14 protein-coding genes are annotated in these 18,475 nt (G+C 53.9%); 3 read left to right on the top strand and 11 right to left on the bottom strand.

Features of this window, described 5'->3' with window-relative positions; genetic code table 11:
- Nucleotides 1-224 precede the first annotated feature (224 nt).
- Both ACIX8_RS17205 and ACIX8_RS17200 read right to left on the bottom strand, forming a co-directional pair.
- Complete coding sequence (locus ACIX8_RS17205) at nt 225-923, bottom strand: lactonase family protein (protein ID WP_014266652.1); 699 nt, start codon at nt 921-923, stop codon at nt 225-227.
- Nucleotides 924-985: 62 nt separating this feature from the next.
- Nucleotides 986-2,533, bottom strand: a complete 1,548-nt coding sequence (locus tag ACIX8_RS17200; RefSeq protein ID WP_014266651.1) for an FAD-dependent oxidoreductase — start codon at nt 2,531-2,533, stop codon at nt 986-988.
- A 554-nt stretch (nt 2,534-3,087) separates the two neighbouring features.
- Here ACIX8_RS17200 and ACIX8_RS17195 point away from each other — a divergent pair.
- Nucleotides 3,088-6,558, top strand: a complete 3,471-nt coding sequence (locus ACIX8_RS17195; protein WP_014266650.1) for a TonB-dependent receptor — start codon at nt 3,088-3,090, stop codon at nt 6,556-6,558.
- A gap of 222 nt (nt 6,559-6,780) precedes the next feature.
- A complete protein-coding gene (locus ACIX8_RS17190; protein WP_223295366.1) occupies nt 6,781-7,266 on the top strand; it encodes a RidA family protein in 486 nt (161 codons plus the stop codon).
- Between the two features lie 51 nt (nt 7,267-7,317).
- On the opposite strand, the gene ACIX8_RS17185 is transcribed toward ACIX8_RS17190, so the two are convergent.
- From ACIX8_RS17185 to ACIX8_RS17145, 9 genes are all read right to left on the bottom strand, one after another.
- Nucleotides 7,318-8,571: an ABC transporter permease gene (locus ACIX8_RS17185; RefSeq protein ID WP_014266648.1), complete on the bottom strand. Its 1,254-nt coding sequence runs from the start codon at nt 8,569-8,571 to the stop codon at nt 7,318-7,320.
- Nucleotides 8,558-9,289, bottom strand: a complete 732-nt coding sequence (locus ACIX8_RS17180) for an ABC transporter ATP-binding protein (protein WP_014266647.1) — start codon at nt 9,287-9,289, stop codon at nt 8,558-8,560. Before ACIX8_RS17180 ends, ACIX8_RS17185 begins: the two co-directional genes overlap by 14 nt.
- Nucleotides 9,290-9,316: 27 nt before the next feature.
- Complete coding sequence (locus ACIX8_RS17175; RefSeq protein WP_014266646.1) at nt 9,317-9,742, bottom strand: DUF3299 domain-containing protein; 426 nt, start codon at nt 9,740-9,742, stop codon at nt 9,317-9,319.
- Nucleotides 9,743-9,832: 90 nt separating this feature from the next.
- Entirely contained in the window at nt 9,833-11,188 is a 1,356-nt protein-coding gene (locus ACIX8_RS17170; protein ID WP_044178957.1) for an amidohydrolase/deacetylase family metallohydrolase, read from the bottom strand.
- A 122-nt stretch (nt 11,189-11,310) separates the two neighbouring features.
- Nucleotides 11,311-12,615, bottom strand: a complete 1,305-nt coding sequence (locus ACIX8_RS17165; RefSeq protein WP_014266644.1) for a selenocysteine synthase — start codon at nt 12,613-12,615, stop codon at nt 11,311-11,313.
- Between the two features lie 177 nt (nt 12,616-12,792).
- Nucleotides 12,793-13,560 carry an RraA family protein gene (locus ACIX8_RS17160; protein ID WP_014266643.1) on the bottom strand — a complete coding sequence of 256 codons (768 nt, stop codon included), beginning with the start codon at nt 13,558-13,560 and terminating at the stop codon, nt 12,793-12,795.
- Between the two features lie 94 nt (nt 13,561-13,654).
- Entirely contained in the window at nt 13,655-14,278 is a 624-nt protein-coding gene (locus ACIX8_RS17155) for a response regulator (RefSeq protein ID WP_014266642.1), read from the bottom strand.
- 58 nt (nt 14,279-14,336) lie between these two features.
- The gene (locus ACIX8_RS17150; RefSeq protein WP_223295365.1) at nt 14,337-15,602 is read right to left on the bottom strand and encodes an ATP-binding protein; all 1,266 of its coding nucleotides are present in this window, start codon (nt 15,600-15,602) and stop codon (nt 14,337-14,339) included.
- A gap of 63 nt (nt 15,603-15,665) precedes the next feature.
- The gene (locus ACIX8_RS17145; RefSeq protein ID WP_014266640.1) at nt 15,666-16,961 is read right to left on the bottom strand and encodes an MFS transporter; all 1,296 of its coding nucleotides are present in this window, start codon (nt 16,959-16,961) and stop codon (nt 15,666-15,668) included.
- A gap of 315 nt (nt 16,962-17,276) precedes the next feature.
- Here ACIX8_RS17145 and ACIX8_RS17140 point away from each other — a divergent pair, with 315 nt between their 5' ends.
- Nucleotides 17,277-18,377, top strand: a complete 1,101-nt coding sequence (locus tag ACIX8_RS17140) for an oxidoreductase (protein WP_014266638.1) — start codon at nt 17,277-17,279, stop codon at nt 18,375-18,377.
- The last annotated feature ends 98 nt before the right edge of the window (nt 18,378-18,475 follow it).

Genomic DNA, 18,475 nt, shown 5'->3' with positions numbered 1-18,475 from the left:
CTGGTGCGACGGACAACACCCGGGCGAACCTCCGTCAATGGATCAAATCACCAGAATGATCGTTCCATCCGCATTGCGCTCAGTTATTTCAGATGCAGCATCCAACGAAATTCACCATCAGCTCGACGTATTCGATCTTCTCCTTCCAATCGATTTCCTGTGTCAATTGATTTTCGCCACTTCTGTTGTCATCTGCTGACGTGGCAATGTTCAGGAATCTTTGATCAATCGAAAGTCATGGAATCATCTTCATTCCTGACGAGCGAGATCGGCTGATAGGTGTTAAATGAGAGCGACCCATCCCTTGAGACCGAGAGCGCGATAGTGCGGTGTGAGTCGGGTTCGGCTGCGAGGATCGTGTCGTTATCCAGAAATTGTAGATCGTGCCGATAAGTGGGTCGATCGCGCGAAGGGATGTTGTTGATCGATAGCCGTTTCACGCAGGCTGTGACGTGGCCCACTGTACCGTCCTTGTGGATAGGCAGAAGATTTACGGTTCCGCAGGCAGCAGCTACGGCGAGGTTCCTTCCGTTTGGAGATATGGCAAGTTGGCTGGGTCTTGTCGTGAAAAGTGCGAGTGACTGCCGTTGCAAGCAAGTGAGCTTTCCCGACCTGCTGTCAATGGAGAAGATTTGAACTGAGCCCGAGGGACGGTGCTCAAAATTGTCTACTGCATTGGCAACATACAGTGTTCTTTGATCAGGTGCTAGCAGGATCGAGGCAGGAGAGGGAGATGATGCAACCTGGACGATACTCCAGTCGTTCCGGGTGTTTGAGCGAAAAACATAGATGGCGTTCTCTTCGGCGGCAACATATCTAAACTTGGTTGATCGCGCGGAACAAGATGCCGAGCCTTGGAGAACTCCAAGACCTTGTGCCGCAGACAAGGTCGCAAGAAATTGGACAAAGGTTCTTCGTGTCATGACAGATGCCTCTCTCACTCTGCTCTCGTCTTGAGCGGACGAGGATACTGCGTTTCGCCACCTTAGACATCGGCGCGGACGGACATCGTGTGGTGAAAGACATTATGGGGGTCGTAGTCCTTCTTAACCCGCTGCAGCAATGGATAGAGGTCGCCGGTGCCGTAGTAAAGCTGTGGCCAATAGGGGTGCTCGATCATATCGACGTCGGGATAGTTGATGTAGCAGCCATCGTAGTGATCATTAGGGAAGGGGGTTCCGATATGCTTTGGATCGGCAACTGACGTTGAGTAGGCCGCCGTGAATGTGTCCCGGATGCCCGCGAGCCTAAAGCTATCCTCTTTCTCATCCTGCCAGTAAGTTTGATATTGCAGCTTCATGACCGATGTACGCTGTGGAATCGCAGTGTCACGAGCGCGCGCTGGATTGTTTGTGGCCCCGCCGTACGAATCGACCGCGACTACGAGGCCACGCGATCTGTCGTCGGAGAGCATTCGATAGAGTGCTAGTGCCTCTTCCTCAGTGAAAGCCTTCTTCATGTAAGCAGATTTGTATTTAGCACGCACGCCTCTGCTCATACTGTTTCCGCTTCCCTCGCTCGCCGCAGAGATCCAGGAACTCCTGACCATGGGATGTTCCCCATAGCAGACAGAAGGCATATTGAAGCGATGATCCATCTCCTGGCCCAGTAACCGATGCGCTGCATAGCCGAGAGGAGCATCGGCAATCGGTTTGCAGGTTTCAAAACGGTCGAGGAAATCCGCAAGAACGGAGACATCCTTTACAGTCCCATCGGGATTGGTGAAGACCGTACTTATGCCGAAACGACCTGATGAACGGCTGGTGATACCCATGTAGCCGAAAAGCCCCCAGGTCTCTTTGTTCTGATCATTTTCTTCCCAATACTTTCCATAGGTCGTGAGAATCTTCACAAACCTCTCCGGAGTCATTGTTTCCCAATCAAACGAAACTGCCGCCTGCATGATCTCAGACGGGGCAGGTGGGAGTTGGTTGAATGTAAAGCCCGTGATGAGCCCGAAGTTAGAGCCCTGTCCTCCGCGAAGTGCGCGAAACAGCTCTGGATGATGATGGGAGTCGGCGTGGAGTGGAACTACTTTGCCAGCCGCATCGACTGTGAGGATATCGACGGACGAGATCCAATCCACGGTAATGCCATAGAGGCGAGACAGGATTCCGTAGCCACCCCCACTAATATGACCACCCGCGCTGACGGTAAAACAACTCCCGCCCGGCAGAACTACATTGGAACGTTTATAAAGCTCCTGATAGATATTGCCCAGCATAGCGCCCGGTTGGATGCTATAAGGCGCCGCTCCGCTCCGGCCTGATGTCACTTGATTGAGCAAGCTGACGTCGAGGATCGCACCATTCGGATTGTTTGCGATGAAATCTTCATAGCAGTGCCCCGAAGACCTTACAGTTGGCCGTAAGCCCGCATTGATCACCTGCTGAAGTGCGTTTGCGGCGTCTTCAACGCTCTCACAATATTCAACGCGACCGGTAGCCTCAGCAGCTATTGAGGGGAAACGTGCGTTGTGTCCACGATGAGCTACCGCGAATCGTGAATCCTGGCGGTCAACAATACTCGACATGGTGCTCCGGCGAAATCGCAAATGCTGAATGAGAATCGGAACGACCTGCGAAGACGAAACAACTCATCCCAACGGATCACCGAATGCTCTGTGGAGTCATGGCTGCTACCTGATTACTGACACTATGCGATTGCATGCGCAGTGCTGTCAACGGGTAAGTACGCAATGCGTAGGACGTTTGACCTAAGGGCTCCTCATAATATTTCCTGATGCCATTCATCAGTTCAGGCTATGGGGCCTCAAGTTTGCTTGCGTCTTCGAGGAAATTGAGCAGTCGAACAGCCACTGCACATCGTGAAAATGGAGATCGCTTAATCAAGATTTGTCTTGTGTTTATAGCCTGTTTGCTCAAATTCAAGCCCAGGTAGGGCAATTAGCCTAGCCGCAGCACTGGCAACTGACCCATGACAGTTACATGGAACTGTAATCCAATGGCAACACTCTAGAAATGACGATTGGCGTTGCACCGAGGGCGGTTCATGTTGGACATGAAGCGGTAGACGAATATCACAGCGAAGTAACCTGGCTTGCCAGGATCAACTTAGGAGCCCACCATGAAGAAGGCATTTTGTTGCTGTCTCGTATTGCTGTTGAGCCCCTTGTTCCTTTGGAGCCAGGTTGCAAATAATACTTCCCTCGTTGGAACTGTGCTGGACCCCAGCGGAAGCGCCGTAGCCGGAACGAAGGTGGTTGCGGTCGAAGAAAACACCAAGGTCAGGTCGGAAGCCGTCACCAACAATGAAGGTTATTACGCAATTACCTTCATTCAACCTGGCGTCTATGACATCACGGTTGAGCAGCCTGGATTCATGAAGGTGAATACGGTTGGCGTTCTTGTACAGGTTGATTTAGCGGTTCGTACCAACTTTAACCTGATGGTGGGTGCTGCCAGCGATACGGTAACGGTCACGGCAAGTACGCCTCCCCTGGCAACAGATGACGCGAGCCTCGGTGAAACATTTGAGACCAAGCAGGTCGAAGATCTTCCAGTCCAGGGCCACAATGCTCTGGAAGTCGCTGCATTGGCGTCTAACGTAACCGTCGGGTCAAAGACAAACTACTCCGGAAACCCTCCAGGAGTTGATTTCATTGGAGCAGGCCAGCGCGAGACGCAGAATGAGATAACGCTTGACGGTGTCTCGGTCATGAATAACCTGGGCAACGTAACGCCCGCTCGCCCTGGAACGGACATGATCTCAGAAGTACAGATGCAAAGCGGTAACTACTCGGCGCAGTACGGCGCGTATCTCGGCGTGCATGTGAACCTGTTGAGCAAGGCCGGGACGAATGACTTCCACGGCGTGGTCTATGACTATGTAAAGAACACGGTACTGGACGCAAGGAACTTCACCGACACTAAAGCGACATCGACGTCGGCTGCGACCCCCAAAGCTCCGCTGAACTATAACCAATGGGGCTTTACATTGGGCGGTCCTGTTCTTGTTCCAAAATTGTACAACGGCAGAAATAAGACCTTCTTCTTCGGTGCCTATGAGAAGCTGAATCAAAAAGCGCAGTCTACGGGCACGGCGACTGTGCTGACAAGTGATATGGAGAAAGGCGATTTTTCCGCTCTCGGGACGTTGAAGGGAGTAAGTTGCATAGACCCAGCAACAGGCCTCCCGGGTGGCATATGCCTCACGGATCCACAGACTGGTAAGCCTTACGCTAACAACATGATTCCCGCCAGCGAGTTGGCTACCGGTGCTGCGGCCATAGCAAAGAAGTATGAAGCCTATGTGCCGCTTCCTAATATAGGTGGTATAAATAACAATCTTGCGAGCGTCAATTACAGCAACAACCTTTTCATTGCACAAACACTCGAACGTGTGGATGAAAATATTGGCGAGAAAGTAAAACTGTTCTTCCGCTTTCATTGGCAGGATCTTACCTATGCCAACGGCAATGAGGTGCCAGTGTCCGGAGGCTATGGACCGGCTAATAGTCGCAACTACGCTATTGGTTATACACATATCATCACACCCAATCTCGTCAACGATTTTCATGTCGGATTAAATCAGTTCACGACGGATTCGTTGAACTACTGGTATGTGAACGGGCTGAAGACAGCCGGCACCGATCTGGGTATTCCGGGTTTCAATTATGATACCACCCAAAATATGCCCGGTATTCCTAATGTTACGGTAAGCTCCGCCACCGGAATGAACATTGGCAACAACGGCACAAACTGGTTCCAGGATGACCGTAATCTTGATGGCTATGATCAGATTAGCTACTCGCATGGAAGGCACAATATCATTGCGGGGCTCGAGATCCGGAAGCTGGAAACCGGACGTATTGCCGCGAATGAAGCGCTTGGCCTCTTCACCTTCGATGGTACGGTGACCGGCGATGCCCGTGCTGATTTCGTTCTCGGCCTTCCCGCAAAAGATCAGACTCCGGTTACGAGCCCCAAGGGATCAGTAGCAGAGTATAGGGACGGTTTTTTCGTCTTAGATAATTGGCAAGCCAACTCGCAATTAACGCTGAATTATGGGCTGCGCTATGATCTGCCGACGGTGCCCTACAGTCTCAATGGCTTCTCGCGCACTATGAATGCCGATCAGACAGCATTACTTCCGGCTTCGAATGCCACTACCGCCGCTACTTGGGTGCCGGTTCCAGGATTGAAGCTCGGCAGCCCAACGCACGACAATTGGGGACCACGAGTCGGTTTTGCCTTTCGCGCCCTGCCCAAGACGGTTCTGCGTGGCGGTGTAGGCGCCTACTATAACGCCAACCAACTTAATAGCTTTACCTTGTTGACAAGCAATAACTATCCCTTCGGCGCTAACTTTCAATACTTCGCTGCGTCAGGAACGGCTGCCAATCCGTTTTCTTTTACTAACCCCACTCCAGGGCAGGCGAAGAACCCTGTGACGGGTACTTGCAGCCCTACCTGCACCTATGGCAGCGCGGTCACCTACGATCCGGCTAACAAGACGCAGCGAAGCTATCAGTGGAATCTTTCGCTTGGACAGGAACTATGGAAGGGTGCCGCGGCCGAGGCACAATATATCGGTTCTCATTCGTTGGACCTGGACACGAGCTGGTATGACAACCTCCCGAACCAGTTGAATTCCAGCAACACATTCTCTCAACCAACGAAGGTCAATCTTAATTCGCCCCAGGGTTCCTGCGGACAGGCAAATTGCCTGGTGCGTCCTAACCAGCTGTTTGGTTCCATTCGAGATCTGAGGAACTTTGCCTGGGCGCACTATGACGGCCTTAGCCTTATTCTTCGCCAGAGGTCCTATCACGGTCTTTCAGGGCAAGCGAGCTACACCTGGTCGCACGCTCTCGATATCTCCTCTGATTCTAACGGCGGTGGTACCGTTACGCAGCCGTTCAACGTTGCCGCAGACTACGGCAACTCCAACTGGGATATCAGGCATCGGTTCGTCGGTGTGTTGACCTACGAGCTTCCTTCTCTTCGTGGCTCGAACCTTCTGCTTCGCGAAGGCGTTGGAGGATGGCAGGTGAATACGATCATCAACCTGCAGACAGGTATGCCCTACACCGTGTCTATGGGCTACAACACCGCAGGCTTCGATCAGGGTACAACTCGTCCGAGTTGGGCTCACGCTCCGAGCTCCAATTGCAGTCTCAAGACCGCCTATAAGTATCTTGCCGCAACCAACAAGCCTTGCTTCGATGTGTCCGCTTACGTTTTGCCCGTGGCTCCCCAGACCTTGACGGGAACGGGAGCTGTGGCGAGCTACAACTATGCTTTTGGCAACGTAGCTCGTAACTCGCTGTATGGGCCGGGCTTCTCCTATGCGAACTTGTCCATCTTCAAGAACTTTCCTATCTGGAATCGCGCCAAGTTCCAGTTCCGTGCCGAGGCCGCGAACATCTTCAACCATCCCAGCGGATCAAATCCTAACTCGACCTTGAATGCAGCTTCGCAAAGCGGTACTGCCGTTAGCGCGGGCACTGCGGGAACCATCACGACCGTGCAGACGATTCCTGGCGAGCTTACCGGTGCCCGGGTTATTCAGCTGGCTGGAAAGATCATCTTCTAGCTCCCTCCCTCTGTTGTATTAACCTGTGGCTGTCGAGAGAAACTTCTCGGCAGTCCGTTTTCCTCAATCTACTTAAGTTAAAGCTCTGCACGTAGTTTGTTGCGTTTAGATCTCAAGTCCTTCGAGTAATCAGAAGATAGTATTGAACGAGCAGTTCCTTCAACGAAGGCCTGATTGCTTCCGAAGGCTTTCACCAACCCATAGTCTTTCCAGAAGGAGAATATGATGTCAGGTCCATCACGTAGAGGTCTACTGAAGAACGCCGCTAAGGTAGCCGCCGTTGCCGCTGGAGGAGTCATCGCAATGGCCCCGGCTGAAGCGCAAACCACCGGCAAGCTTGAGAAGAAGTCCTATCCGGCAAACAAGAATGTCGATCCGGCTGCCGCTCCGCCACTATTTTCAGGGGCCGTTTCGTATGGCAACCTGTTATTTCTGGCCGGTGTAGGTGCACATTTCACCGGGACAATCGAGGAGCATACAAAGCATGTTCTCGATGAACTGGAGAAGAACCTGATCGGTGCGGGTTCTTCTATGGAAAAGGTGCTGAAGGTTAATGTCTACCTCAATGACATCAACGACTGGGCCAAGATGAACACCGTTTACGCAGGACGCTGGGGGAAGGTGCCGCCCGTGCGTACGACTGTCGCGCCCGCCGGAGGCATCCCGGGAGGATCTCTCGTTGAGATCGACCTGATCGCTTATATCTAGCTGCTTAGAAGTGCAAAGCATCGAGCTGTGCCTCTCAGGAGGCACAGCTTTTTAGCGAGCGTTCAGGCCATCTACGAGTGAGTTGCGATAGGCGCGAGCGGCGGGAATCAAGCCCAGAAGCGCTGCCAGGACGATCGTGCCTATCGCATAGATCTCGACCCGAAGCGAAAGGCCGACGAGGGCGATCGGGAGGCCTGTATGGCTTTCAATCGCTCCGCGAAGCAGAAAGAGCATCGCGTAGACGGCTCCTATGCCCAGGGCTGTTCCGGCAGCGGCAATCAGCATGGATTCAAGCAGAAAAAGAAGGAAGATCTGTCGTGCGTGGACACCAACGGCCCGCAGAATTGCAATCTCTCGCCGCCGCTCATTCAACGCGGTGTAGAGTGCGATCAGCATAGCCAGGAGACCTACGATGAGAACAGCAACCGAAACCAGCGAGAGCGCGGTGTCAGCGTAATCGAGCAGGCTCCAGAGTTGCTGCAATGTATAGGCTGGAATAATGGCCGTGAGTGGTTCTGGCTTGAACGTATTGATCTCGCGTTGCAGATAAAGTGTGCTGATGCGAGACTTCGTGCCGATAAGGAAACTTGTAACCTCATCGACCTTGAGCTTGGAGGGGTCGAGCTTGGGGACGGCCTCACCGATCGCAGGTGGTGTGCCGTCGGTCCAGCCGAAGTGCATGGCTTCGTCGCCGAGTAACGTGATGTAGAGAGCCTGGTCGACAGGAGTAGATGTAGACGCCAGGATGCCCACAATCGTAAAGGGGGTGTTCGCGTGATTGAGAACTGACTTCTCTTCTATGCCGTGTGCCAGCGTGATCTGCTGCCCAAGATGAAGGTTGAGACGCCTCGCAACCTCTGAGCCTATGGCGAGGTCGAAGAGCGCCTCTGGAGTATGGCCCTGCGCTAGTTCAAGTGATTTCGTGCGGTGGTATTGATAGTGCTTATAAAAGTTGTCGTCTGTGGCTACAACACGATAGCCGTGAAAGGAGTCTCCCATCGATATTGGGATTGTCCACGCTACGGCCGGGTGATGTGCGAAATGCTGGTAGGTATCCCACGAGACACTATTTGCAGCATTCCCAATATGAAAGACGCTGGAGAGAAGTAGAGGAAGATCTCCCCCACGAGCACCGGCGATCAGGTCGGTATGGGACAAGGTGCCAGAGAAGCCGGCTTGGGCTGCATCGCGCAGGCGATCGACACCGACAAGCAGCATGACCGACAGGGCGATGGAGAACACGGTAAGCGTCGTTGTGAGGGTGCGAGCGCGGAGCGACTTGAGAGCCAGCCTAAGCAAGATCATGTTTGCTCTCCGGACGATGTGTTGTCGCAATCTCTTCGAGCGATATCGACTCATCGAAGTGATTGGCGAGGGATCGATCATGCGAGACAAAAAGAAGTGTGGTCTTCGAGTTGTCCTGGCGAATAGCGTCGGTGATCACTTCGTTCAGCAAATCGAGAAACGCTTCACGCCGGTCTGTGTCCAACGACGAAGTGGGTTCGTCGGCGATGACCAGCTCCGGCGACCCGATAATGGCACGGGCGATAGCGACCCTCTGTTGTTGGCCTGTGGAGAGCTCGGTCACGGGAGCGTCAAGATGTGTATGGATCTCAAGCCGTCTAGCCAGTCGTGCAACTTCGCTGTTCACCGTGGCGGCGCTGATGCGATTGCGTCGGATCGGATGAAGCTGGCAGGGCAGGGCGATATTTTCTGCGACGGTCAGATAAGGGATAAGGTTGAAGCCTTGAAAGATGTATCCGATGCGAGAGCCACGCAGCGTATCGCGACCGGAAGCCGAAAGCTTCTTCAAGTCCTGCCCAACGATGTGGACTGAGCCACTTTGGGGCGTCAGCACTCCTGAAATAATAGACAGTAGTGTCGTCTTACCGCTTCCGGATGGGCCGTGCAGAAAGACGCGGCGCCCCGACGCGATTGTGAGTTCATCGATACCGAGAGTGAGTGAATCCGGTTTGTAAGAGAACCTGACGTCTCGGAGTTGGATCGCATCGTCGTAGGTCATAGGCCTGGAGTGCTCCACTTGGCTGCATTACTGCTCGTAAGGACGCACAGCGTCGCCGTCCATGCTGAAGGAGACATCTCCGTAGGGGCTGTCCACCGTAGCGACATGCAGATGTCCCGTGACCATGATCGGTTCCGCGAATGACATCTTCGCTTTTTGATTGTGCTGCAGTTTTACGTAGACCATTTGATTCGGGGGCGGAGGAGGAACGTGGATACATGCGCCTGCGAACGGTACAAGGAGGAACTCGGTCACCTGGTCGGCGTCGTCTTCTAATGGCACCATGAAGCCTGGGATGGAAACCAGCTGATTGTCGAGTGCTCGTGCTGGAGAGCTCTGCTGCGCCGAGTTCAAGGTCTTCAGGGTCGACCATCCAACAGTAACCGGCACAGGTTGAGAAGCGAGCATGGAAGCAGAAAGCGCCATGGCAATCACGAAACGAGCTTTCTTCATGGCGCTCCTTTTATCGGAAGTCTTAGATCAACTGCGGGTGGTAGCTCCCGAAACGCAAACACCTGACTTGATATTAGGCCTTTTCAGGGTTTACTTCGCTGGGGCCGGAATAGGTTGACCAACAGGCGTCGATTGCGGGAAACGCTGACCTCGCGATGCTCCAAAGGGCCTCTCGTTGAAGCTTGTCCAATGCCCCGCCAGACGCTCGTCTGATGAATGTTTCGTTGCATTCCACATGTCTGAGGAAATGCCGTTCAGGTCATAGACGATTTTGCCGTTTCGCACCGTTAGTTCGCATACGAGCCGCCGAGTACCCATCATTTTGGTGTCATACATATCGACAAAGCCAAAGTTCCCTCTTTCGACAGACAGGACTGCAACGTCGGCCACGGAGCCGACCGAGAGATTTCCGAGCTGCTCCTGTTCGATCTCATGGGCCGGATGCGAAGTCATCTGAGCTATCACTTGTGGGATCGTTTCGCCGAGCGCCAGGAACTTGTCGGCTACATTCAAGATGTCTTTCATGCTGCTATTCATAGAGTCAACATGCAGATCGGTCGAAATAGAGTCAGGCAGATAGCCGGAGCGAACGATAGGCGCGGCCACAGTCCAGGAAAATGACCCACCTCCATGACCTACGTCGCAATAGATTCCGCGCTTGCGCATGACGAGTAGAGACTCTGAAGCCAGACCGGTAACAGGATTCTGCTCTCCGCGAAGGCCGGAGAAACAATGCGTATAGATGTCGCCAGGCCGCAGATGCGTTGAGACTAGTTCAATAAGAGGCCGTTCAATCCGGCGGACGCCGTAGTCGATCATGACGGGGAGGTTCGCTATGTTGCCGGCGATGACGGCCTGATCGTAAGGCTTCCACTCGGGCCCCGTGAAATGTGCGCTTTTGATGCCCACGATGACGCCGGGAAACTGCTTTGCCTTCTCGCCCGTTAGTTGCCCGTCCATGTCGTCAATGTTGTTTTCGAAGAGCGGCCCACGCATGCCTGAACCGACGATGTTGAGCTCCGCGAGGACACGAGTCTTCGAGCGATCGATAATCTTGGCTTTGAAGTCGTCAAAGTTCTTCCAACCGGAGCTTCCGGCATCGACGATCGTTGTGACGCCATTGCGAAACGTAAAGCCATCCGGATAGACGGAAAGGTCTCCCGCATAGGAGCCGCGCTCTCCCGTTCCGGTAAACACATGAGTGTGGAGGTCAATCAGTCCTGGCGTAACGTATAAGCCTTTTACGTCGATGGTTTTGAGCGCCTTGGACGGATCAAGATGAGCGGCAACCGCAGCAACCTTACCGTCCTTTATGGCGATATCGCGCAGGCCGTCGATATGGTTTCGATCGTCAAGAAGGTGCCCATGCCTCAATAGAAGATCGTAAGGAAGAGGGTTGGGAGGGATTGGTTTGATCTTAGGGACTTCCTGCGCAGGAAGAGCCATCGAAATCATCAAAGCACAACAGGCAGCCGTATTTTTGATCAGTCGTATCACAATAAAAGCCTCTCTACAAAAACATTCCAGGGTCAGGAGCCGAAGTTGGCTCGCAAGGGTAGTGCGAAGAATCAAACGTGGTTCTTTGGCTTATTGAAGGCTTCCTTCAAGCGCTGACCCACGACCTTATCTTCCCCGGGCTGCAGCATCCAGACTCCAACGACAAGAGTGTTAGCGCTTGAGGGTATGCCCTGGTTGGGCTTCCCACCCGTGTTGGGGTTGAGCTCAATGGAAGGGCTACCCATGCGAAGATGCTGAACAATTTCGCTGGTTGTTGTCTGCGTGATAACGGGATCAAACCGTATCAACAGATGCGGAACGTGGTTTGCTATTCGGGGAACTACAATTTCGGTAGTGACCGATGGGATGTCTTTTACGGCAGCAGCAATCAGGTCGGCTCGCTTTTGGTAATCGCCTTGCATGGATTCCTCGGTGTGTGACAGCACCCAGTCCACTGCCGCGACCATCCCCACAATCTGTTCCTTGGCTACTTTCATGCCGCGGCCGACGCCATCGGCCGGATTATTATTCTCGTTCACCAGGTCCGTGAGATGTTTTTTGCCCAATAGTAGACCAGCGTTCTGAGGGCCCCGCATACCTTTTCCGCCAGAAAAAGAGACGAGATCGAAACCCATGCCGGTATATTTCCATAAATTGGAAATAGGTGGCATGTCGGCGGCCGCATCGAGATGGCAGGGAATGTTGTATTCGTGCGCAATCCTTAGCCACTCTTCGCGGCCTATCTGGGCAGTTCCGGCAAAGCCAACTTCCTCCTCTGCAGCATTGAAGAAGTTTGTCATGATGGCTGTGCCGCTGGCACAGGCTCGCTTATAGTCGTCGAGTGTAACGACCTCTGTGACGCGGGCGCCACAAAGGAACATGGCATGGTCGTAGCCGTAGCGATGTGCAGCTTGAACGATGACTTGATTCTTCAAGCCGCTTATGGCCTGGGGCATGGCCAGAGGATCGATCTTGTTCGCGTATTGCAGGCAGGCTGCAGTGGCCAGGCTGATGGCCCCTGATGCTCCGGAAGTGACAACTGCGCCTTCGCACCTGAGGCGCTTCGCAATGTATTCACCGGCATTGATCTGCAGATCATGGAGACGAACCGGGTGAAGCGCTGCCTTTTGAACTGCGGCCAGAACCACCGGGGGCATGCAGGCTGCGGTCAGGGTCGTATAGGTGCCAGCGGCGTTAATGATCTTAGGGACGCCGAGTTTGTCGTAATAATCTTCGCCACCTGTGGTCTCTGGGGGCGTCAGCTTTGCGGACTCCGCGAAAGAGGGAATACCCAAAGACGCGATTAGGGAGCTCGTCCAGCCAAAGAAGCGACGGCGAGAGAACGGTTCGGTGGATGGCTCTTTCAAAATCGGCAAGAAAACCCTCCGGCTCTACAGTGGGCAATGCGTCTGAAAAAGAAAAATACACGGGAAATAGATACAGCTAATTCATCGTTCGAATTAGCTGCACCTATTGGAAGACCTTTTGTTCAAGCTGTCATCGGTCAGAAGCTTGGTATAGAACTAGGTCAAATGGCGTATATGGGGTTGGTATTAAATCCTGCCGAACTGCCGGACCGCTTCAACGATGGAGTGAAACTTCTCGATGTACGGATACATGCTGTGCTCGCTGTCGTCCAGTTTTTGGGCGAGAAGAAGAACTGCTGTAGCGTGTGCGCGAGGCACGATGACGACGCCATCCTGATCGGCGACAACAATGTCTCCAGCATTGACGAGGGTCCCACCTACTTCAATCGGTACATTCACTCCGCCAAAACGGTAATGAGATACCGAAGTTGACGGAACTGAACCTGTCGAATAAACGGGGAAGCCGATTTTCTTCAATTGAGGCAGGTCGCGCACTCCGCCATCCACCACGGCTCCAGCAAACTCGCGCGAAAACATGGCTGTACCCATCAAGCCGCCCATGCCTGCGATATCCTCGCCATCTTCGACCTTCATGACATAGACGGACCCGGCGCCCCCGCTATCGATTGCAGAGAGCATTCCTGAAAGTGCCTTTGGATCCTTGTTCTCTTCCTTCTTGAGTAACACGGTCAGGGCTACGCCGGCGAACTTGGTTGGAAAGATCGGCTGCATCTTGTGCGACATGTAATGTCTTTCGTGGAGTAACTGCTCTTCCGCGTCCGACACGGAGGCCGCTTCAACGTGCCGGTAAGCCTGCAACAGCCGAACAGGATCGTGGTCATAGTCGGCGGCGCTCAGGGGTGTATCCGCATAGAGGGTCGCAGTTACAAAGGTGGTGATTGCCAGGCCTGATAGCAGTAGCCCAAGGACGATCGTGTTTTTACGCTTCAACATGCAGAAACCCTCCAAACATGGATGTAAAGATAATGGGGATGAAGTTCATGGCAGCCAGGAGTGGGATCGTACCTACCCATAAGACGGCCATAGGCTAATCGAGGTGTACCAAGCCGCGTTGCAGCGCATAAATTGTTGCCTGGGTGCGATCACGCGCCCCCATTTTGTCGAGGACTGACGACACATGGATTCGTACAGTTTTTTCAGCGATGTGAAGTTGCTCCGCGATCTCGCGGTTGGAACGGCCTTGTGTGATGCAGATCAGGACCTCTCTCTCGCGAGGGGTTAGCTCGACAGCGGGCGTGCGTTCGGCAAGACGATCCAGGGCTAAGCGAGGCAGATAGCGCAGATCCCGGTCGACGGTCTGAATCGCGTTGATCAGCTCCTCTCCGCTGGCATCTTTCGTGAGGTAACCCATGGCACCTGACCGCACGGCGCGATAGATATCCTCTGACCCGTGATAGTTGGAGAGCACCACGATACGCGCCGGCCGTGGCGCTTTGCGTAGCGTCGTTATCACGTCGAAGCCGCTGATGCGGGGAAGCCTCAGGTCCAGGACGACGACGTCGGGCTTCAAGGCCCGGTAAAGTTCAATGCCTTGCTCTCCATCGGAGGCTTCCCCAATGACGCGGATCTGGGAATGACCGGCCAGAACCGACTGCAAAGCGATGCGAGCTAGAAAATGATCCTCAACGAGGAGGACACGAATCTGCTTCATTTACGTTGTTCCCTCAGCACCTGTAAAACGAATTACCAGAAACTTATAGGTTGAAATTCTAAACTCCAATCCATGGCACGACATGGTGCTGCTGCCGGATTGGCTGGTTGATGGTTTGAAAGTCAACGGTGACGGCTACTTCTGTTCCTACACCTTCTGTGCTGTGTAGCCGGAGTACACCACCGAGTTTTCTGGCTCTCTCTTCCATCACCGGGATTCCAAAGTGGCCTGTGCGGATCGTGGAGCTCGATGAGTGGAAGCCTTGCCCGTTATCTCGAATGCTCAAGCTGAGAGAGTCGCTTTCAAAGCGCAGGGTGATCTGGATGGTGGATGCGTTGGCATGACGCATGGCATTTGTTACTGCCTCCTGCCCGATGCAGACGAGGTGATGGACAGCGCCGGGAGCAATCGGTATCTCGTTTCCCTGGACGTCAAGTGTGGTCTCGATGGAATCCTTGAGGCGATGGGTGGTGATGGCACGCGATAGAGCCTGGGAGAGCATGTTGGTGAGCTCTTCTGAATCGCGAAGGTCCCAGATGATCCGTCGAGCTTCTGCCTGGCAATGAGCGACCATACTGCGCGCAAGTTCACAGGACTTTGCTGCCGGTGTGTCCGGTTCGTCCGTGTCCCGGAACAACTTGGCGGTTGCCTCGAGCTGCCAGGAGATAGCTGCAAAGCCCGCCATCAGCGTGTCGTGACAATCGCTCGCGATACGATTGCGTTCCTCTAGAACAATGCCCATTTGCCCTTTTAGAAGCTGATCGCGTTGACTAAGCAACTGTGCGACCAGGATGACAAGCCCAAGAATGACAAGCAGGTAGAAGTACCAGGTTTGATAAAAGAACGGGTGCTGCACAACGGAGAGCCTGGCGCCAGGCGAATGCCACTGTCCACCCCCTTGCCGCGATTGCACCTCAAAGGTGTACTTGCCCGGTGAAAGCCTTCTATAGTGCGCAATATGTTCGCGGGTCATGGTCCAGTCGGGGTCGTAGCCGATAAGCCGATAACGAAACTCCGTCGTCGGGGAGGTTGGCCCCTGCGGATTGAAAAAAACGACAAACCCGGGATTTCCCGGTTCCAGGATGGCTGGTTTGTCGGTGGCTGTAGTTTGGGGAGTTTCTTCCCCTGTGAAGGACCAGCCCATAATCATGGCACTCGGCTTATTTCCTGGCTCCTCCACTGTTTGAGCTCCGGACGATACATCGGAAGCCGAAACGGACGCGGGTGTCGTTGGCGCAGGAACAACTTGTCCAATCAAAGGGCTGATTGAAATGCTGATGGCGAACAGCCATACCAGTACGGTTGACTTGAGCTGACGTATCACTGCTCCTAAAGCATCACACTTCGACCACCTCTTGCAAGCGCAAAACACTGCGTTGTCGCGATTTCATGCTTCCAGTGCGTTCTCTGGGTGGACGACAAGCCAGCAAAGGCCACCTATGATCGCAAAGGCGGCAGCTACCGCAAACGATGTTGTCCAGCCGAAACGCTGTGCAATCCATGGAGTGAGAGAAGCCGTGAGCGCACCCCCTATCTGTCCTCCCATATTCACGATGGACGAGAAAACACCTGAGCTGCGACCGGCAATATCTACCGAGACAGACCAGAAAGTGCTTTGCGAAAGATAGAGGGCCCCGGCACCACCGGCAAGGATGATGCCAGCCAGTTGTGGGCTTCTCGCCTGCGAGCCAAGTACGAGGAATACACTCGTCAAAAACAAGGAAAACGCTGCAAGATAGCATCGTCCCACGCGCAGCCCGTAAAGACGGGTCAACCAGTCGGACAGGGCGCCGCCAACGAGGCTAAACACGGTCATGCAAAGGAAGGGAAGCATGGCATAACGGGCGCTGGCCTTTAGATCGAATCCTCGTACCTGCGCCATATAGAGAAAGAACCAGCTGAAAAAGACCCAGGCAATATAGCCAAAGCTGAAATAGCCGGCCATCAGGGCTGCGAGATCCTTTCGCGCGAAAATAGCTCTCCATGAGATGGCCGTGCCTTGTGAAACCGGCCCCTCCAGGGTGTCGGCTGAATTTGATTGCAGCCCTTGTCTGATCTCGACCAGTTCCGACCTGGCAACGCCGGGATGATCTTCGGGTGTATCGCGCGCAAAGACCCACCAGATCGCTCCTGCCGCAAAGCCGATGGTGGCGCTGAACCAGAAAGCGGCGCGCCAACCTTGCTCGACAATGATCCATGTGAGCAGTGGTGGGGTTAGTCCGCTTCCTGCTCCTACGCCGGCAAAGATAAGTCCATTGACGAAGCCTCGTTCCTGCTGCGGTATCCATCGTGCGACGAATTGATTGGCGGCAGGATAGATCACAGCTTCGCCGGCACCGAGCGCAAACCTGACAGCAATAAAGAGCGCGAGCGAATGCGGGAGCCCCGAAGGCATCACCGCGGTAAGTGCCGTTGCAATGCCCCACCAGAACACTCCAAAGGTGAGAACGCGCCGCGGCCCGAAACGCGCCGCCAGATAGCCTGCAGGTAACTGGAAGCCGGCATAACCAATCAGAAACGCAGAGAAGATCCAACCGAGGCGCTGATTGCTAAGCCCAAATTCACGGCTGATTTCAAGCCCCGCGATCGAGATATTCGTGCGATCAAGGAAGGCGACTCCACTGAGAATGAAGAGCCAGAAACTCAGAAACCATCTGACTCTCGTGCGCCGGCCTACAACCATGTTGATTCTCCCGATTCGCAAATCTTTTAAAGGCTTGATATGTATCTCCCTTGCACTCTAACCGATAGCAGGTCTATGAGGCCTCTAGTGCTTAGGGCATTTGTCCCAGGTGTATGACAATTTATTTGGACGAAAGGTGAAGCCGCTCACTTTCTCGTCGAACAATACGTTCTGGTTGCCCATGTAGTTCCACCAGGAAGATGTTTTAAAGAAAAATTCTTTGCCTGTATGTTGTTACGATTTTGAGGGCAGTTGAGACTAACTGCTCCACAACCTAAGCTGACGCGATGATAGGTAATGGAGATGTCACAAAGCATGAATAACGAAACGCAGAAAATTCGGGTTGCCCTCATCGGCTATGGCTACGCAGGCAGGGTGTTTCACGCTCCACTGATTCGTTCGGTAGCGGGGCTCGAGCTAACTGTCGTTGGGTCTAGCAGGAAGGAGGCTGTCTTAGCGGATCTGCCCGGGGTCCATGTCTGTGCCGCCAGCGAAGTCGCTAGCCGCGCCGATGTCGATCTCGTGGTGATCGCCAGTCCGAACGATAGCCATCACCCCCTGGCTGCGGATGCCTTGCGTGCCGGCAAAAGCGTTGTCATCGACAAGCCCTTTACGGTAGACCTCGATGAAGCCCGGTCTCTGGTGAGTCTTGCGCGTCAACAGGGACAGTTGCTGACTGCCTTCCACAATCGGCGTTGGGATAGTGAGATCCTCGCGAGCAAGGCCATCATCGAGTCCAGCGCGCTTGGAGAGATATCGCACTTCGAATGTCACATGGATCGATTTCGACCGAACGTCCGCCAGCGGTGGCGAGAAGACCCCGGGCCGGGTGCAGGTTTGTGGTTCGATCTTGGTCCGCACCTTATCGATCTGGCGGTCTATCTCTTTGGGCTCCCACACTCCGTCAATGCAAGCTTCGGAGTGATGCGTGCTGGCGGTAAAACGGACGATTGGGCGCATGTTCAACTGAACTATGATCGTCTCCGAGTCATCCTGCACGCTTCCTTACTCGCTTCCGGTGGTGGTCCGCGAACCATCATTCATGGGACGACCGCGAGCTGGGCAAAGTATGGAGCCGATACTCAGGAAGCGCAATTGAACCAGGGCGTTCTTCCCGGATCGCCGGGCTTTGGGTACGATCCTGATCCCGGTGTCCTCTATGAAGGAGCCACAGGCAAGAGAGTCGAGATTCCTGTTCCTGCGGCAGACCAAAGTCTTTTTTATGCAGGGGTAAGGGACGCAATCCTAAAGTTGAAACCCATGCCGATTCCCCTGGAAGATGCTCTGGCTGGGATGGCTATTTTGCAGACTTCTTTTGATTCAGGGAAGCAGGAGAGGGCTTTGTCGATCCCGTTGACGGAAGAGGAACGTCTTGCCTGGTCTGAAGCGAGACGCTTGCAGCTAATATCGCGATGATCTTCTAGGTCATTCGGCCTAGAAGAGGCTTAGGTCATTTGTCTCTGGCAGTTCCGGACGGTTTACCTTACCGTATCCACATCCTATCTTTGCGGAAA

Origin of the sequence: Granulicella mallensis MP5ACTX8 (genome assembly GCF_000178955.2) — a bacterium.
In the GTDB taxonomy this organism is placed as follows: Bacteria; Acidobacteriota; Terriglobia; order Terriglobales; family Acidobacteriaceae; genus Granulicella; species Granulicella mallensis.
The sequence above is the reverse complement of the archived record's forward strand: the minus strand, read 5'-3'. Positions and strand labels throughout refer to the sequence as shown.